This window comes from Nocardioides marinisabuli, assembly GCF_013466785.1.
Lineage (GTDB): Bacteria > Actinomycetota > Actinomycetes > Propionibacteriales > Nocardioidaceae > Nocardioides > Nocardioides marinisabuli.
Genome location: NZ_CP059163.1, coordinates 1,058,802 through 1,074,582, shown reverse-complemented (window position 1 = coordinate 1,074,582; position 15,781 = coordinate 1,058,802). Strand labels below are relative to the sequence as shown.

18 protein-coding genes are annotated in these 15,781 nt (G+C 75.2%); 8 read left to right on the top strand and 10 right to left on the bottom strand.

Features of this window, described 5'->3' with window-relative positions:
- Positions 1-90 precede the first annotated feature (90 nt).
- Positions 91-318 (bottom strand): hypothetical protein, encoded by a 228-nt coding sequence (locus H0S66_RS05190; protein WP_179613738.1) that lies wholly within the window; start codon positions 316-318, stop codon positions 91-93.
- Positions 319-362: 44 nt separating this feature from the next.
- Here H0S66_RS05190 and H0S66_RS05185 point away from each other — a divergent pair, with 44 nt between their 5' ends.
- Entirely contained in the window at positions 363-623 is a 261-nt protein-coding gene (locus H0S66_RS05185; RefSeq protein ID WP_179614446.1) for a DUF4229 domain-containing protein, read from the top strand.
- 3 nt (positions 624-626) lie between these two features.
- On the opposite strand, the gene H0S66_RS20320 is transcribed toward H0S66_RS05185, so the two are convergent.
- From H0S66_RS20320 to H0S66_RS05175, 3 genes are all read right to left on the bottom strand, one after another.
- The gene (locus H0S66_RS20320) at positions 627-761 is read right to left on the bottom strand and encodes a hypothetical protein (RefSeq protein WP_258017105.1); all 135 of its coding nucleotides are present in this window, start codon (positions 759-761) and stop codon (positions 627-629) included.
- 104 nt (positions 762-865) lie between these two features.
- Positions 866-1,738, bottom strand: coding sequence for a 1,4-dihydroxy-2-naphthoate polyprenyltransferase (locus H0S66_RS05180; protein ID WP_179614445.1), 873 nt, complete (start codon positions 1,736-1,738; stop codon positions 866-868).
- A gap of 29 nt (positions 1,739-1,767) precedes the next feature.
- Positions 1,768-3,054, bottom strand: a complete 1,287-nt coding sequence (locus H0S66_RS05175; protein ID WP_179614444.1) for an MFS transporter — start codon at positions 3,052-3,054, stop codon at positions 1,768-1,770.
- A gap of 99 nt (positions 3,055-3,153) precedes the next feature.
- Between H0S66_RS05175 and H0S66_RS05170 the strand changes: the two genes are divergently transcribed.
- Genes H0S66_RS05170 through H0S66_RS05155 form a run of 4 tightly spaced genes read left to right on the top strand, consistent with a single transcriptional unit; the run spans position 3,154 to position 8,636 of the window.
- Complete coding sequence (locus H0S66_RS05170; RefSeq protein WP_258017104.1) at positions 3,154-4,137, top strand: AMP-binding protein; 984 nt, start codon at positions 3,154-3,156, stop codon at positions 4,135-4,137.
- Positions 4,137-5,108, top strand: coding sequence for an o-succinylbenzoate synthase (locus tag H0S66_RS05165; protein ID WP_179614442.1), 972 nt, complete (start codon positions 4,137-4,139; stop codon positions 5,106-5,108). The genes H0S66_RS05170 and H0S66_RS05165 overlap by 1 nt, the downstream gene beginning before the upstream one ends.
- A complete protein-coding gene (gene menD / locus H0S66_RS05160; protein ID WP_179614441.1) occupies positions 5,101-6,735 on the top strand; it encodes a 2-succinyl-5-enolpyruvyl-6-hydroxy-3-cyclohexene-1-carboxylic-acid synthase in 1,635 nt (544 codons plus the stop codon). Before H0S66_RS05165 ends, menD begins: the two co-directional genes overlap by 8 nt.
- Positions 6,736-6,773: 38 nt before the next feature.
- Entirely contained in the window at positions 6,774-8,636 is a 1,863-nt protein-coding gene (locus tag H0S66_RS05155) for a Na+/H+ antiporter (RefSeq protein ID WP_179614440.1), read from the top strand.
- An 11-nt stretch (positions 8,637-8,647) separates the two neighbouring features.
- Here H0S66_RS05155 and H0S66_RS05150 read toward each other — a convergent pair whose 3' ends face one another.
- From H0S66_RS05150 to H0S66_RS05140, 3 genes are read right to left on the bottom strand one after another with little or no spacing between them, the layout of a single operon-like run.
- Positions 8,648-9,493: an NAD(P)H-binding protein gene (locus tag H0S66_RS05150; RefSeq protein ID WP_179614439.1), complete on the bottom strand. Its 846-nt coding sequence runs from the start codon at positions 9,491-9,493 to the stop codon at positions 8,648-8,650.
- A 29-nt stretch (positions 9,494-9,522) separates the two neighbouring features.
- Entirely contained in the window at positions 9,523-10,749 is a 1,227-nt protein-coding gene (locus H0S66_RS05145) for a cytochrome P450 (protein ID WP_258017103.1), read from the bottom strand.
- Positions 10,746-11,060, bottom strand: a complete 315-nt coding sequence (locus H0S66_RS05140; protein ID WP_180923796.1) for a GNAT family N-acetyltransferase — start codon at positions 11,058-11,060, stop codon at positions 10,746-10,748. The genes H0S66_RS05145 and H0S66_RS05140 overlap by 4 nt, the downstream gene beginning before the upstream one ends.
- A gap of 250 nt (positions 11,061-11,310) precedes the next feature.
- On the opposite strand from H0S66_RS05140, the gene H0S66_RS05135 reads away from it, so the two are divergent.
- Positions 11,311-11,955 (top strand): MBL fold metallo-hydrolase, encoded by a 645-nt coding sequence (locus H0S66_RS05135; RefSeq protein ID WP_179614438.1) that lies wholly within the window; start codon positions 11,311-11,313, stop codon positions 11,953-11,955.
- Positions 11,956-12,105: 150 nt separating this feature from the next.
- Here H0S66_RS05135 and H0S66_RS05130 read toward each other — a convergent pair whose 3' ends face one another.
- From H0S66_RS05130 to H0S66_RS05120, 3 genes are all read right to left on the bottom strand, one after another.
- Entirely contained in the window at positions 12,106-13,404 is a 1,299-nt protein-coding gene (locus H0S66_RS05130; protein WP_258017102.1) for an isochorismate synthase, read from the bottom strand.
- A 93-nt stretch (positions 13,405-13,497) separates the two neighbouring features.
- Positions 13,498-14,148, bottom strand: coding sequence for a L,D-transpeptidase family protein (locus H0S66_RS05125; protein WP_180923794.1), 651 nt, complete (start codon positions 14,146-14,148; stop codon positions 13,498-13,500).
- The gene (locus tag H0S66_RS05120) at positions 14,127-14,378 is read right to left on the bottom strand and encodes a hypothetical protein (RefSeq protein WP_180923792.1); all 252 of its coding nucleotides are present in this window, start codon (positions 14,376-14,378) and stop codon (positions 14,127-14,129) included. The genes H0S66_RS05125 and H0S66_RS05120 overlap by 22 nt, the downstream gene beginning before the upstream one ends.
- A gap of 128 nt (positions 14,379-14,506) precedes the next feature.
- Between H0S66_RS05120 and H0S66_RS05115 the strand changes: the two genes are divergently transcribed.
- On the top strand, positions 14,507-15,196 hold the full coding sequence (locus H0S66_RS05115; RefSeq protein ID WP_179614436.1) for a demethylmenaquinone methyltransferase: 690 nt from the start codon (positions 14,507-14,509) through the stop codon (positions 15,194-15,196).
- 207 nt (positions 15,197-15,403) lie between these two features.
- On the top strand, positions 15,404-15,763 hold the full coding sequence (locus tag H0S66_RS05110; RefSeq protein WP_179614435.1) for an NADH-quinone oxidoreductase subunit A: 360 nt from the start codon (positions 15,404-15,406) through the stop codon (positions 15,761-15,763).
- The last annotated feature ends 18 nt before the right edge of the window (positions 15,764-15,781 follow it).

Genomic DNA, 15,781 nt, shown 5'->3' with positions numbered 1-15,781 from the left:
ACTTACGCACCACCCAGCGGTCGCCGGGCGACCGGGCGTGGTCCGCGACTGACTGGTCGATGGTGCAGAAGTGACCGCTCGGCCGGGCTGTCAGGTGGCGGGGGTGTCGGGGTCCTCGGGGTGGCGGCGCTTGCGCTCGAGGTCGCGCAGGAAGTCCTCGTCGTCGTCGGGGGCGACCATCCGCGGCTTCGGCTTGGGGCCGGGCAGCGGGCGGCGTACGCCCTGGGAGCCGCCGCCGGGCAGCCGACGCTGCATCAGGCGGATGGCCAGGTAGGTGACGACCGCGACGAACGCCACGACCAGCAGGAACTTCAGCACCCCTCCAATGTAGGCGCTGCCCGGTGACGACCTACCCTGGAGGGGTGAAGGAGTTCGCCGTCTACACCGCCCTGCGCATCCTGCTCTTCCTCGCCTCGCTGGGCGTGGTGAGCGGTCTCTGGCTGCTCGTGGCTGGTGAGGCCAACCTGCTGGGGGTCTTCGTGATCGCCTTCGTGCTCAGCGGGATCGGGTCCTACTTCCTGCTCAACGGCCCCCGCGAGGCGCTGGCGCGGCGCGTCGACGCCCGGGCCCGCGCGGCGGGGCAGCGCTTCGAGGAGCGCAAGGCGCGCGAGGACGTCGACTGAGGCTCAGCGCTTCCGGCGGTTCAGGTGCCGGTCGACCCGGCTCGAGGACTGGCCCAGCACCTTGCCCAGCAGCACGCTGCGCATGCGCCAGGCGGCGACGACGGCCACGATCACGAGGATGAGCAGCAGGAACTTCATGCCCCGAGCCTAGCCCGGTCGCCGTGGCGCGGGTGCCGGTCATCGACCGCTCGGTGGTTCGAGAGTGACCGGTCGCTGGTTCGAAAGTGACTGCTCGGCTGGCATCAGCGGAGGAGCAGCGGCGCGGCGACCAGCACCGACCAGACCAGCTCCGCCGAGCCGGTGGCCTGCAGCACCGGGACGAGCCCCGGGCCGGTGGCGCCGCCGCCGACCACGCGCAGGCCCGGCAGGGCCGCGACCAGGAAGCCCAGGCCCAGCAGCGCCCACCAGGTCGTCAGCGCGGCCACGCCGAGCACGGCCAGCGCGGCGACCGCGACCAGGGCGGCGTACAGGGTGCGGGTGCGGGGGTCGCCGAGGAGCACCGCGAGGGTGCGCTTGCCGGCGAGGGTGTCGGTGGGGATGTCGCGCAGGTTGTTGACCACGAGGATCGCGCAGGCCAGGGCGCCGATGCCGACCGAGGCGGCCAGGGCGGCGGGCTCGAAGGTCTCGGTCTGCACGTAGGTGGTGCCGACGACCGCGACGAGGCCGAAGAAGACGAAGACCATCACCTCGCCCAGGCCCAGGTAGCCGTAGGGCCTGTCGCCGCCGGTGTAGAACCAGGCGGCCAGCACGCTCACGGCGCCGACGGCGACCAGCCACCACGCGGTGGTGGCGGCGAGCACCAGTCCGGCCGCGGCCGCCACCGCGAAGGCGGCGAAGGCGGCGCGCTTGACCGCGGGCGCCGTGGCGGCGCCGGAGCCGACCAGGCGCATCGGGCCGACCCGGTCGTCGTCGGTGCCGCGCACGCCGTCGGAGTAGTCGTTGGCGTAGTTGACGCCGACCTGCAGCGCGAGGCTGACCACCAGGGCCAGCAGCGCCTTCCACCACACCGGCTGGTCGACGTACGCCGCGACGCCGGTGCCGGCGAGCACGGGGGCGACGGCGGCGGGCAGGGTGCGGGGGCGCGCACCGGCGAGCCACTGAGCGGGAGCTGTCACCGGACGATTCAACACCGCCCGCGCGGCCCTCAGCGGGCCGGGTCGAGCTCGTGGCGCTCGAGGAAGCGCTGCGCCATCCGCGCCGAGGGGTGGATGGCCACGGCGGCGACCAGGATGATCGCGGCGATCACCAGCCAGCCCTCAGTGCCCCAGCTCAGCGCCAGCCACGTGTAGGCGGCCGGGGCCCAGACGAACCCGAGGGTGCCGCCGAGGTTGCCGGCGCCCTGGTACTCGCCGCGGCGGTCGGGGTCGGACAGCTCGGACTCGAAGGCCCAGCTCGCCGCGGAGAGGAACAGCTCGGCGAAGGTGACGACGATGTGCCCGGCCCACATCAGCATGATCGTCTGCCAGCCGAGGGTGTCGCGGGTGACCATCGTGATGACGCACGCCATGACGAAGAACGCGCTGCTGATCCGGGCCGCGCGCAGCGCGGTCGGCAGGCCGCGCACGGTTCGGGCCACGGCCATCGGCAGCACGATGCACATCAGCGTGTTGGTGGCGAAGAGCGCCGCCAGCAGCACCCGGGGCGCGTCGGTCTCCGAGATCAGCCACAGCGGGATGACCGTGTGCAGCAGCACCTGGTTGGTCATCAGCACGCCGCTGAAGAACGAGGTGAGCAGGTAGCCGGGGTTGCGCAGGGCGCTCGGGACGGCCCGCGGGGCGTCGGCCTCGTCGACCGCGGCGCTGATCGCGGTCTCCAGCGGCGAGGGGCGCTCCTTGTGGGGGGCCTTCGGCAGCCGGGTGATCCAGTAGCCGTTGACCAGGCTCAGGGCCGCCGCCAGCAGCGGCAGCCCGGTGAGCAGGGTGTTGTGCTCGACAGCGAGCGCCATGAAGCCCACGCCTGCACCGACGGTGAAGCCGAGGTTGGTGGCGGCGTACATGTAGGCCTGCGACCCGATCCGCTCGGCGCGCGGCAGCACGTCGAGGACGTAGGCGCCCCGGGCGGCGCCGCCGGTGGAGTTGACGACCTCGAGCACCACGCTGACGAGCAGGAAGCCGATGAAGCCGTCGATCCACGGCCAGGTGGCGTACGACGCCGCTGTGCCTACGGCGCCCAGCGCCCACAACCGCTGAGGTCCGATCCGGTCGGCCAGCTTGCCCGCCGGCACCGCGACCAGGAAGGAGGCCACGCCCGCGACCGTGATGCCGATGCCGACCTGGGTCGGGGACAGGCCCACGACCGCAAGGAAGAAAGCGGCGCTGGCGGTGATGAACGCCCCGTCGCCGACCGCGAAGAGCACCGACTGGACCGACAGCTTGCCGGCCAGCGGGGTCGGCGGGACGAACTGGTCGAGGACGGCGGGGCGGGTCGGCACCGGAGGATGAGACCACGCCGGGCTAGCGTTCGTCGCATGGATATCGACCCCCGTGGCCCACGTCACGCGGTGGCGTCGCTGCGGGCCTGGTTGGGCTCCGTGAGGGAGCCCGCGCCGTGGGTCGTCGAGACGTCCGGCTCGACCGGGCGGCCCAAGCGGGTGCTGCTGCCGCGGACCTCGGTGCTGGCCTCGGTGGAGGCCTCGGCGCGCCGACTCGGCGCCACGGGCGCGTGGGTGCTCGCGCTCCCGGCGTCGTACGTCGCGGGGGTGCAGGTGGTCGCCCGGTCGCTGGTGGCCGGCCACGACCCGGTGCTGCTCGAGGAGCACGGCTCGCTCGCGGCCGCGGTCGCCGCGCTGCCCGCGGGGGTTGACGGCTTCGTCTCGCTGGTGCCGACCCAGCTGCACCGCGCGCTCGGCGACCGCGGCGACTCCGGCGACGCCGCGGCCCTGGCCTCGCTGCACACGGTGCTGCTGGGCGGCGGCCCGATCGACGCGTCGCTGCGCGAGCGCGCGGCGCGGGCGGGGGTGCGCGTGGTGGCGACGTACGGCTCGGCCGAGACCGCGGGTGGCTGCGTCTACGACGGTGTGCCGCTCGACGGCGTCGGGCTCGCGCTCGGCCCCGACGGGCGCATCCGGCTCGCCGGGCCGACCCTCTTCGCGGGGTACGACGGCGACCCGGCGCTGACCGCCGAGGTGCTGGTCGACGGGTGGTTCCTCACCTCCGACGCCGGTCGTCTCGACGACGACGGCAGGCTCCAGGTGCTCGGCCGGCTCGACGACGTCGTGGTCACCGGCGGCGTCAACGTGCCCGCCCCCGCGGTCGCCGCCCGGCTGCGCGAGCACCCGCGTGTCGAGGCCGCCGAGGTGCTGGGCGTGCCCGACGAGGAGTGGGGCCGGCGCCTGGTCGCGCTCGTGGTCGGCACCGACGGCCCGGTGCCGCTCGACGAGCTGCGCGCCTGGGTCGCCGACGCGCACCCGCGCTCCTGGGCGCCGCGCCACGTGGTCGACCTCGACGCCCTGCCGCTGCTCGCCAACGGCAAGCCCGACCGGGTCGCCCTGCAGGCCCTGGCCGAGGGAGCCTGATGGGCGGGCTGCAGGTCTTCTCGATCCCGATGCGCACCCGCTTCCGCGGCATCACCGTGCGCGAGGGCGTGCTGCTGCACGGCCCCGGCGGGTGGGGCGAGTGGTCGCCCTTCCTGGAGTACGACGACGCCGTCGCCGAGCCCTGGCTGCGCTGCGCCGAGGAGGCCGCAGCCGGCGACTGGCCGGCCCCGCTGCGCGACCTGGTGCCGGTCAACGTGACCGTGCCGGCCGTCGACGCCGCGAGCGCCCACGAGATCGTGCGCCGCGGCGGCTGCCGCACCGCGAAGGTCAAGGTCGCCGAGCCGGGCCAGGTCGAGGCCGACGACCTGGCGCGGCTGGAGGCGGTCCGCGCCGCGCTCGACGCCGGCGGCCCCGGCGGGCGGGTGCGCATCGACGTCAACGGGCTCTGGGACGTCGACACCGCCGTGGCGTCGATCCCGCGCTACGACCGCGCCGCCGGCGGGCTCGAGTACGTCGAGCAACCCTGCGCCGCGGTCGAGGACCTCGCGCTCGTACGCCGCCGCGTCGACGTGCCGGTCGCCGCCGACGAGTCGATCCGCCGCGCCGCCGACCCCTACCGGGTGCGCGACCTCGAGGCCGCCGACGTCGCCGTGCTCAAGGTGCAGCCGCTGGGCGGGGTGCGCGCCTGCCTGCGCATCGCCGAGGACATCGGCCTGCCCGTGGTGGTCTCCTCCGCGCTGGAGAGCTCGGTCGGGATCGCGGCCGGGGTCGCGCTGGCGGCCGCGCTGCCCGAGCTGCCGCACGCGTGCGGGCTGGCCACCGTGCAGCTGCTCACCGACGACGTGGCCACCCAACCGCTGCTGCCCGTCGACGGGGCGCTGCGGGTCGCTCGCCCCGCGGTCGCACCGGCCGCCCTGGGGCGGCTGGCAGCCGACCCCGGGCGGGTCGCGCACTGGGAGGCGCGGCTGGCCCGGGTGCGCGGGGTGCGGGAGGATCGGCGCCGTGGCTGAGCCCGACGAGAACGACGCGACGCGCACCGCCCGCGCGGTGGTCGTGGCGCTGCTCGGCGCCGGGGTGCGCGAGGTGGTCGTCGCGCCCGGCTCGCGCAACGCCCCGCTGTCCTTCGCGGTCTGGGACGCCGCCGCCGCGGGGCTGCTGCGCCTGCACACCCGCATCGACGAGCGCTCCGCCGCGTTCCTGGCGCTCGGCCTCTCCCGCACCGGCGCGCCGGCCGCGGTCGTGAGCACCTCCGGCACCGCCGTGGCCAACCTGCACCCCGCGGTGCTCGAGGCCGCGCACGCCGGGGTGCCGCTGGTCGTGGTCACCGCCGACCGCCCGGCCCGGCTCTCGGGCACCGGCGCCAACCAGACCACCGAGCAGGTCGGGGTCTTCGGCCCGCTGGTCGCGACCCGCGACGTCGGCGCCGACCGGCCGCCCGGCTGGCTCGCGCTGTGGCTCGAGGACGGGCCGGTGCACCTCAACGTGCGCCTCGACGAGCCGCTGCTGCCCGCCGGCCCCTGGGTGCTCGACGCCGACGAGCGGGCGGCCGTGACCGGCTCCGACCCCCAGGAGCGCCCCGGGCCCCGCTGGCCCACCACCGACGTCCCCATCCATCCGGGCCCGCGCACCGTGGTGGTCGCCGGCGACGACGCCGGGCCGCCGCCCCGGCTGCTGGCGCAGGCGGCCGGGTGGCCGCTGCTGGCCGAGCCGTCCAGCGGCTCGCGCACCGGCTCCCACGCCCTGCGCGCCTACCGCCTGCTGCTCGAGACCGACTTGGGCCGCAGCATCGAGCGGGTCGTCGTGGCCGGGCACCCCACGCTCAGCCGGCCCGTGACCCGGCTGCTGGGCCGCGACGGCGTCGAGGTGCTGGCGGCCCCGGCCCGGGGCGTGTGGCCGGCCCGTCCCTTCGCCGTCGACGTCGAGCTCCCCGGCGCCGCGCCGCACCCCGACCAGCAGGCCACCGACCCCGGCTGGCTCGCGGCCTGGGTCGAGGCCGACCGCGCGGTCTCCCGCCGGCTCGACGCGCTGCTGGGCGCCGAGCCCGGCCTCACGCCGTACGACGTCGCGGGCGCGGTGGCGCGCGCCCTGCCGCCCGAGGGGCTGCTGCACGTGGGCGCCTCGAGCCCGATCCGCGACCTCGACCTGATGGTGCACGGCTGGCAGGTCGGCGCGCGCCGCAAGGTCGTGGCCAACCGGGGGTTGTCGGGCATCGACGGGGTCGTCTCGACCGCGATCGGCGCCGCCCTCGGACGTCCGTCGAGCAGCCGGGCCTTCGCGCTGGTCGGTGACGTGACGTTCCTGCACGACGCCAACGGGCTGGTGCTGGGCCCCGACGAGCCCGAGCCGGACCTGACGATCGTGGTGGTCAACGACGACGGCGGCTCGATCTTCTCGATGCTCGAGCAGGGCGCGCCCGCCCACGCCGACCGCTTCGAGCGGCTCTTCGCCACCCCGCACCGCGTCGACCTGGCCAGCCTGTGCGCGGCCACCCGCACCCCCCACTGGCGCGTCGAGAGCCTGCCCGAGCTCGAGCAGGCGCTGGCCTCGCCCAACGGCGGCATCGAGGTGGTCGAGGCCCGGGTGCGCCGCGACGACCGCCGGGCCCTCGACGAGCGGATCCGCGCGCTGCGCCCCTGAACCGAGCGTGGGCACCGCCCACCTGGGAGGATCACCGGGTGGAGATCGCCCTGCTGCTCATCGCCCTGGCGCTCACCGTGCTCGTGGTCACCGCGGTGGCCGACCGGATCGAGGTGCCCGCGCCGCTGGTGCTGGTCGTGGTGGGAGTGGCCGGGTCCTACGTCCCGGGCGTCCCCGAGATCACCCTCTCGCCCGAGGTGGTGCTGGTCGGGCTACTGCCGCCGCTGCTCTACGCCGCGGCCATCCAGACGTCGCTGGTCGACTTCAACGCCAACCGGCGCTCGATCCTGCTGCTCTCGGTGGGGCTGGTCGTCTTCACCACCGTGGGGGTCGGGGTGCTGGTGCACGCCCTGCTGCCCGACATCGGCTGGCCCGCCGCGCTGGCGATCGGCGCCGTCGTCGCCCCTCCCGACGCGGTCGCGGCGACCGCGGTGGGTCGGCGCATCGGCCTGCCGCGCCGCATCGTGACCATCCTCGAGGGCGAGTCGCTCTTCAACGACGCGACCGCCCTGGTCTCGCTGCGCACCGCCATCGCCGCCGGCGGCGCCGGCATCACCGCGGTGGGCGTCGGGCTCGACTTCGCGCTCGCCGCGGGCGGTGGCGTGGCCGTGGGGGCGCTGCTCTACCTGGTCATCGGCTGGGTACGCCGCCGTGTCGAGGACCCGCTGACCGACACCGCGATCTCGCTGGTCACCCCGTTCACGGCGTACGTCCTGGCCGAGGAGATCCAGGCCTCGGGCGTCATCGCGGTGGTCGTGGCCGGGCTGCTGCTGGGCCACCGGTCCCCGGTCCTGCAGACCGCCTCGTCGCGGATCGCCGAGCGGATGAACTGGCGCACGATCGCCTTCGTCCTCGAGAACGTCGTCTTCCTGCTCATCGGCCTGCAGGCCGCCCGCCTGGTCGAGGACGTCGGCCGTGGCGGGGTCGGCTGGGGCCGGGTGCTGCTGGTCTGCGGCGCCACCCTGGTCGCGGTGATCGTGCTGCGCGTCGTGTGGGTCTTCGGGGCCCGCTACGTGCTGCTGCGCCCCAGCGACGACGGGGCGACCCGGGTCAAGCCGTCGTGGCAGAACACGCTGCTGGTCGGGTGGGCCGGGATGCGCGGGGTCGTCACCCTGGCCGCCGCCTTCGTCATCCCCTCCGACGTCGAGCACCGCGAGGTGCTGCTGATGGTCGCCTTCACCGTCGTGGCCGGCACCCTGCTGCTGCAGGGGCTGACGCTGCCGTGGCTGGCCCGCCGGCTGCGGGTGCGTGCGCCGGACCCGATGGACGACGCCCTGGCGCGCGCGACCCTGCTGCAGCAGGCCTCCAAGGCCGGCTTCGCGGCGCTGGAGGAGCAGGAGTACGACGACCCCCACGGCGTCGTCGAGCTGATCCGCCAGCGCGTCGACCAGCGCAACTTCGCCGCCTGGGAGCGGCTGGGCACCACCCCGGGCCTGGAGACCCCCAGCGAGCTCTACGCCCGCGTGCGGCTGGCGATGATCGACGCCGAGCGCGAGCGGGTGCTCGAGATCCGCAGCTCGGGGCGCGTCGACTCCGTGGTGGTCGCCGAGGTGCTGGCGATGCTCGACGTCGAGGAGTCGCTGATCGACCGGGTGCTGCCCCAGCACGAGCAGGACGAGCCCGTGGGGCTGCGCGCCGCGACCCGAGACGAGTGCGAGCACCTGACCGCGACGTCGGTCGTGGAGACCAGCGACGCGGGCGTGTGCGTCGACTGCCTCGAGGCCGGCACCTCCTGGGTGGCGCTGCGCCAGTGCCTGGCGTGCGGCCACCTGGCCTGCTGCGACTCCTCACCGGCCCAGCACGCCTCCGCGCACTTCCGCGACACCGGCCACCCGGTCATGCAGTCGGCCGAGCCCGGCGAGCACTGGCGCTGGTGCTTCGTGCACCACCTCGCCACCTGAGGCCCTGGTGCTCAGCGGTCGGCGAGGACCTGCTCGAGGGTGCGCGGTGGGCGCCCGAGCAGCCGCTCGACGTCGGGGCTGATCTCGGCCAGCGAGCCGTCGGCGATCGCGGTGTAGGTGCTGACCCAGGCGTCGAGCTGCCACTGCTCGGCGTCGGGCCAGCCGGCGCGCCGCGAGGCGTAGGCCTCCTCGATGCCCTCCTCGACGTAGCTCATCTCGCGCCCCAGCACCGCCCCGGCCCGTGCGGCCACCTCGTCGAGAATCAGCGCCTCCGGGCCCGTCATCTCGTACGCCGCCCCCGCGTGGTCGCCCGGGTCGCGCAGCACCACCGCGGCCGCCTCCGCGACGTCGGCGCGGGCCACGGCGGCCAGGCGGCCCCGGCCGGCCGGGCCGCGGAGCACGCCGTGGTCGTCGGCGAAGTGCGGCAGCACGTCGAGGTAGAGGTTGTCGCGCAGGAAGGTGTGCGACATGCCGCTGTCGCGCAGGGCCTCCTCGGTGACGTGGTGGTCGTGGCCCAGGGTGAACGTGGCGTCGGGGGCGGCCCCGACGAACGAGGTGTAGACGACGTGGCGCACCCCGGCCTCGGCTGCGGCCGCGACGAACGTGCGGTGCTCGTGGCGGCGCTGAGGGCCCTCGTGGGTGGAGACCATGAAGAGGGTCTCGACCCCGCGCAGCGCCGCGAGCGCGGCGTCGTGGTCGCCGTACGTGCACTCCCGTACGTCGGTGTCGACGTCAGGGGCGCGGGCGGCGTCGCGCACCAGCAGCCGCAGGTCGAGGCGCAGGTCGGCGCCGGCCAGGAGGGCGGTGACGCGGCCGCCGAGGGCGCCGCTGGCGCCGGTGATGCCGATCGTGGTCATGGGTGCTCCTCGGTGTCGGGGTGCGGTGGTCAGGTGGGCGTGAAGCGCAGCGGGAAGGAGACCGCGCCGGTGTTGCCCGAGGCGGGCAGCCACTCGCCGGGGCCGGCGCACTCCGCGTCGGGCATCCGGGCGGCCAGCAGCGGCAGCGCCACGGCCATGTCGACGCGGGCGACGTAGTGGCCCAGGCAGTGGTGGATGCCGGCGCCGAAGCCGGTGTGCGGCGGCCGTTCGCCGCGGGCCGCGGCCTCGAGGTCGAGGCCCGTCGTCGTCATCGCGGCCGGGTCGGTGCCGGCCGCGTGCGAGAGCACCTGCACGACCCCGCCGGCGGGCACCACCAGCCCGTCACCGAGGTCGACGTCCTCGAGCGCCTCGCGGGTCACCCAGGTGACGGTGGGGTCGACCCGCATCACCTCCTCGACGCAGGCCGCGCCGAGGTCGGGCCGGGTGGCCAGCAGCCGCCACTGGTCGGGGTGGCGCAGCAGGGTGCGCACCGCGAGCCCGATCTGGTTGCGGGTGGTCTCCATGCCGGCGAAGACCAGGAAGACCAGGGCCACCGACAGCTCGTGGTCGCTCAGCCCGACCGTGCCCTCGGGCGGGGCGTCGGCGGCCTGCACCAGGGTGGTGAGGAAGTCGTCGCGCGGCGTCGCCCGACGCTCGGCGACCACGTCGGCGAGGTAGCCGCTGAGCCCGTCGAGCGCGGCCTCGATGCGCGGCACCTGCGCGGCCACGTCGGTCGAGAACGACGCGCCCAGGTCGTCGGCCCAGTGCGCGACCTGCGGCCAGTGGTCCTCGTCGAGGCCGAGCAGGCGGCAGATGATGCGGGCGGCGTACGGCTCGGCGAACTCCCCGACCAGCTCCACCCGGCCGCGGGCGGCGAAGCCGTCGACCAGCTCGTCGGCCAGTGCCGTGAAGGAGGGGCGCATCGCCTCGATCGAGCGCTTGCGGAAGGCGGGCAGCAGCAGCCGCCGCACCCGGTCGTGGTCGTCGCCCTCGAGGCTGAGCAGGGTCTCGGCCCACCAGTCGTGGAAGAGCCCGGAGCGGATGCCGTTCTGCTCGGGCCAGCGCGCGTTGCCCTGCACGAAGCGCCGGTCGCGCAGCAGCGCCGCCCCCTCGCGGTGGCGCAGCACCGCGGCGCCGTACGGCGTGCGCGCCCACCAGGAGCGCTCGCGCGCGGCGTGCACCGCCTCGCCGTTGGTGTCGAAGGCCGGGTCGGCCAGGTCGAGCCAGGGCACCTCGGCGGCGCCGTGGGCGCTCACCGGCGCACCATCCGCAGGTGCCGGCCGTGGTCGTCGGAGTCGTCGACCGCCCCATCGAGCACGAAGCCGTGCCGCTCGTAGAAGCCGGTGGCGCGCTCGTTGCCGGCCAGCACCCACAGGTACGCCGCCCGGTCGCCGACCGCCGCCTCCAGCAGCCGGTGGCCCAGCCCGGTGCCCCAGCAGCGGGCCCGCACGTAGAGCGCGGTGAGCTCGAGCCCGGGCAGGGCCGGGTCGTCGTCGCGGGCCGGCAGGGCCGAGGCGAAAGCCGACCAGCCCGCTCGCGTCCTCGGCCAGCCACACCACGGGCGCATCCGGCGCCTGCGCGCGGGCCGCCAGGATCTCGCGCCACCTCTCGACCCGCTCGGGCAGTGCGGCGCGGCGCTCCTCGAGCAGCCGCTCGGGCATCAGCCCGGTGTAGGCGTCGTCCCAGACGTCGACGTGCAGGCCGCCCAGCGCTTCGGCGTCGGCGACGGTCGCGGCGCGCAAGGAGGTCACCGCCGCATCGTAGGCAGCGTCGCCGGTGTCGCCGTCGCCGACGGCGGCGCGGCTACGGTGGACGGCATGCGGATCACCAAGTTCGGCCACTCCTGCGTGCGCGTCGAGCACGGCGGCACCGCGCTGGTGCTCGACCCCGGCGCCTTCACACCCGACGCGGCCCAGGCCGTCGACGGCGCGGCCGGGGTGCTGGTCACCCACGAGCACGCCGACCACTGGACCGCCGACGCGCTGCGCGCCGCCGACGCCCCGATCTGGACCATCGCGGCGGTCGCCGAGCAGATCCGCGAGCAGGCCCCGGACCTGGCCGAGCGGGTCACCGTGGTCGCGCCGGGCCAGTCCCTCGAGGTCGCCGGCCTCCCGGTGCAGGTGGTGGGGGAGAAGCACGCGGTGATCCACCCCGAGCTGCCACACTTCGACAACTCCGGCTACGTGCTGACCTGCGGCGACCAACGGGTCTACCACCCCGGCGACGCCCTCACCGGCCCCGGCGAGCCCGTCGACGTGCTGCTGGCCCCCGTCTGCGCCCCCTGGATGGCGGTCGCCGACGGCATCGAGTTCGCCCGCTTCGTGGCGGCCCCGCGGGTGCTCGCGATCCACGACAAGGTCTACTCCGACCTGGCCCTGGGCATCGTCGACCAGCACTTCGGCCGCTTCCTGGGCCAGGACGGCCTGGAGTTCGTCCGCCGCCCCGACGGCGCCGACCTCTAGCCGACCCGGCCCAGATCTCGCGCTGACCCGGCCCAAATCTCACGCTGACCCGGCGCGAATCTCGCGCCGACCCGGCCCGGACCAGCCTGAGCAGGTTCGGGCCGGCTCGACGCGAAGTTCGCGCCGGGTCAGCGTGAGATTTGCGCCGGGTCAGCCGGAGAGGGAGTCGCGCACCGGCACGAACTTGGCCTGCGCCTCGGCGAGCTCGGCCTCCGGGTCGGAGTCGGCGACGATGCCGCAGCCGGCGAAGAGCCGCACGCTGCGGCCCTCGACCGAGCCGGAGCGCAGGGCGATGCCCCACTCGCCGTCGCCGCTGGCGTCCATCCACCCGACGGGGCCGGCGTAGCGACCCCGGTCCATCCGCTCGATCTCGGTGATCAGGTCGGTGGCCGCGGCGGTGGGGGTGCCGCCGACGGCCGCCGAGGGGTGCAGCGCCTCGGCGAGGTCGAGGGAGGAGACGGTCTGCGCGTCGTGCACCACCCCGGCCACGTCGGTGGCCAGGTGCATGACGTTGGGCAGGTGCAGCACGAACGGGGCCTCGGGCACGTTCATCGAGGAGCAGTGCGGCTCGAGGGAGTCGGCGACCGAGCGCACGGCGTACTCGTGCTCCTCGAGGTCCTTCGACGAGCGGGCCAGGGTGGCGGCCAGCGCCAGGTCGCGCTCGTCGTCGCCGGTGCGGCGGATGGTGCCGGCCAGCACCCGCGAGGTGACCAGCCCGCGCTCGCGGCGCACCAGCATCTCGGGGGTCGCGCCGAACATGCCGTCGACGTGGAAGGTCCAGCACATCGGGTACGCCGCCGCGAGACGCTCTGCAGCGGCCACCCGGACGTCGACGTCCTCGTCGGCCGTGGCCACCAGGTCGCGCGCCAGCACGACCTTCTCGAGGTCGCCACCACCGATGCGGGCCACCGCGTCGGCGACCGCCGACATCCACTCCTCGGAGTTCAGCGAGCCGTCGGCGAAGGTGATGCCGGCCGGGGCGTCGGGGGCCGCGGCGGGGGAGAGGTGCGAGTCGAGCGGCTCGATGCTGCCGCGGCCCACGACCGTCACCCAGGCGCGGTCGCCGCGGCGGCCCACCGCGACCGAGGGCACCTGGAGCACCGAGTGGCCGGGCTCGTCGGCGAAGGCGAACGTGCCGAAGCAGACCAGGCCGGTGCCGGGCTCCTCGACCTCGTCGCGCACCACCGCGCGGGCGGTGGTCTCCTCCCACCACTTCGCGGCGTCGCTGAAGCGGGCCGGGCCCTGGGTGCGCACGACGGCGGCGCACCCCCAGCCGACCAGGCCCTCGCCGCGGCGCAGCCAGCTGACCGGGTGGTCCGACGGCAGCAGGTCCAGCAGCGAGCCCAGGGCGTCGAGCCGGGCGACGTCGACGGCCACGGTGCGCGCCACCAGGGGTGCCTCCACGGCCGAGGGGGCGCCCTGGCTCCCGGGGCTCGCGCTGGTCGTCACGGGGTCGAGGGTACTCAGCGCCCGGCGCCGACCCGAGCCCGCGTGGGCGACCTCACGCGGGCCGGGTCCGTGCGCCACGGGTCGTGGGGCGGGTCAGCTGCGGTGCACCACGACCCGGTCGCCGACGCTCACCTGGTCGTAGATGGCGGCGAGGGCGTCGTAGTCGCGGATGTTGACGCAGCCGTGCGACGCGCCGGCGTAGCCGAGGGCGGCGAAGTCGGAGGAGTAGTGCACGGCCTGGCCCCCGGAGAAGAACATCGAGAAGGGCATCGCGGAGCCGTAGAGGTTCGAGACGTGGTCGCGGTCCATGCGCAGCACCGAGAAGAGGCCCTCGCGGGTGGGGGTGGCGGCGCCGCCGAAGCGCGCGTCGAGGGTGGAGCGCACCTGGCCGTCGACGACGAGGGACAGCGTGGCGGTGGTCTTGTCGATGCACAGCGCGGTGCCGACCAGGCACCGCGGGTCCAGCGCCGCTGCGGGCGCCGCGACCACGCGCTCGGGGTGCAGCTCGTCGGTGGTCGGCTGGCGGGTCATCGCCCGCAGCCGGTCGAGGGTGCGTCGGTCGACCTCGCCGGTCACCGGGATCTCGCGCTTGGCCTGGAAGCCGCGCACCGAGGCGACCGTGACGTCGCCGTAGAAGCCGGTCACCCCGGCCGAGAACCAGCCGATCTGGGCGAGCCGGGCCTGCAGGTCGCGCACGTCCTCGCCCTGCCCGCCGGGGCCCATCAGCGCCGGCCCGGGCACCATCGCCGGCTCGATCGGCGCCGGGGCGGGTGCCACCGGCTGCCGGACGGGCCGGGCCGGCCGCGCCGGGCGGGCCGGGGCCCGGACCGGTGCGGGTCGGCCGCCACCGCGGGCCCCCGGCCCACGGCGTCGTCGCCGAGCCAGCGCTCCTGGGCCAGCCCGGCGCCGTACGCCGTCGCGGGCAGCAGGAGCGCGAGCACGAGCAGGAGCGCGAAGCGGGTCAGGTGCGTCATCAGGAGGTCCTCGTCGGGTGCAGCGGGACGGCCGGGGCCGTCGGGTCTCACCAGGGAGACGCACGGGCGCGGCGGTTGGTTGCGTGCCGCCGGTGAGCGGCTTCGGCACCGGCCTCTACGCTGCGCCTGTGGCCCGTGCAGACCTGGACAAGCAGCCGACCGACGTACGACGCATGTTCGACGCCGTCGCCAAGCGATACGACGTGACCAACGACGTGCTCTCCCTGGGCCAGGACCGGCGCTGGCGCACCGAGGTCCTCGAGGCCGTGGCCCCGGTGCCGGGCGAGCGGATCCTCGACCTGGCGGCCGGCACCGGCACCTCCAGCGCGCCCTTCCACGACCGCGGCGCCACCGTGGTGCCCTGCGACTTCTCGCTGGGCATGCTGCGCGTGGGCAAGCAGGCGCGCCCGCACCTGCCCTTCACCGCCGGCGACGGCACCCGCCTGCCCTTCGCCGACGACACCTTCGACGCGGTCACGATCTCCTTCGGGCTGCGCAACATCGTCGACCCGGCGGCCGGCCTGGCCGAGATGCGCCGCGTGACCCGGCCCGGCGGGCGCCTGGTGGTCTGCGAGTTCAGCCACCCGACCTGGTCGCCGTTCCGCACCCTGTACGTCGAGTACCTGATGAAGGCGCTGCCGCCGGTGGCCCGTGCGGTCTCGTCGTCGCCCGACGCCTACGTCTACCTGGCCGAGTCGATCCGCGCCTGGCCCGACCAGGCCGGGCTGGCCGACCTCGTCGCGGGGGCCGGCTGGAGCGGCGTGGAGTGGAAGAACCTCTCGGGCGGCATCGTCGCCCTGCACCGCGCGACCGCCTGAGCGCGCGCCGGAGTCCTCCTCGAATTAAGTAACACTGACGTGCGTTAAATGCGCAGGTCAGGGCCCGATCCCGGCCCGCAGCACGCACCCACCCCCCGGCTCGCCACCCGTGCGGGGGAGTGGCAGACTGTGCGCCACGCCACTAGTGATTCGGTTCACAAGGTCACAACCCGGGCTGCGTGGCGCACGTAGGAGGAAGGGATCGCGATGGAGCTCTACACCCCGGTGCTGGTGCTGGCCGCGCTGGCCGCCGGCTTCGCCGTCTTCTCGGTGGGCGTCAGCACGCTCACCGGACCCAAGCGCTACAACCGCGCCAAGCTTGACTCCTACGAGTGCGGCATCGACCCCACCCCGCAGCCGGTCGGCGGCGGGCGGGTGCCGGTGAAGTTCTACACGGTCGCGATGACCTTCATCATCTTCGACGTCGAGATCATGTTCCTGGTGCCGTGGGCCGTCCACTTCGACGCCCTGGGCGGCTTCGGCCTGCTCGCCGTCGTCCTGTTCCTGGTCAACATCACCGTCGCCTACGCCTACGAGTGGCGTCGCGGCGGGCTCGACTGGGACTGACCGGACCACATCTGCGAA